The following is a 478-nucleotide window of genomic DNA, read 5'->3' on the forward strand; positions in this document are numbered from 1 at the left end:
ATGATGGCAGAGAGGTCACACCCGTTCCCATACCGAACACGGAAGTTAAGCTCTCTAGCGCCGATGGTAGTTGGGACCTTGTCCCTGTGAGAGTAGGACGTTGCCAGGCAAACGGAGGATTAGCTCAGCTGGGAGAGCACCTGCCTTACAAGCAGGGGGTCGGCGGTTCGATCCCGTCATCCTCCACCATTTAGCCGACTTAGCTCAATTGGTAGAGCAACTGACTTGTAATCAGTAGGTTGGGGGTTCAAGTCCTCTAGTCGGCACCAGTTTTAATTTTGAGAGCCATTAGCTCAGTTGGTAGAGCATCTGACTTTTAATCAGAGGGTCGAAGGTTCGAATCCTTCATGGCTCACCATTTTAATGAAATATGCGGGTGTGGCGGAATTGGCAGACGCACTAGACTTAGGATCTAGCGCCTTTGGCGTGGGGGTTCGACTCCCTTCACCCGCACTTTTAATAAAATATCTCAAACATG

At 50.4% G+C, this 478-nt stretch carries 4 tRNA genes and 1 rRNA gene; all 5 read left to right on the forward strand.

Annotated features, from left to right (window positions below):
• Positions 1-109 (forward strand): 5S ribosomal RNA (gene rrf, locus ACS2FK_RS30475); the annotation flags it as partial.
• 4 nt (positions 110-113) lie between these two features.
• Positions 114-189, forward strand: a tRNA-Val gene (locus ACS2FK_RS30480).
• Between the two features lie 4 nt (positions 190-193).
• Positions 194-269 (forward strand) — tRNA-Thr (locus tag ACS2FK_RS30485).
• Between the two features lie 13 nt (positions 270-282).
• Positions 283-358, forward strand: a tRNA-Lys gene (locus tag ACS2FK_RS30490).
• A gap of 14 nt (positions 359-372) precedes the next feature.
• Positions 373-453, forward strand: a tRNA-Leu gene (locus ACS2FK_RS30495).
• Positions 454-478: the final 25 nt, after the last annotated feature.

This window comes from Bacillus cereus group sp. BceL220 (assembly GCF_051776965.1).
Lineage (GTDB): Bacteria > Bacillota > Bacilli > Bacillales > Bacillaceae_G > Bacillus_A > Bacillus_A cereus.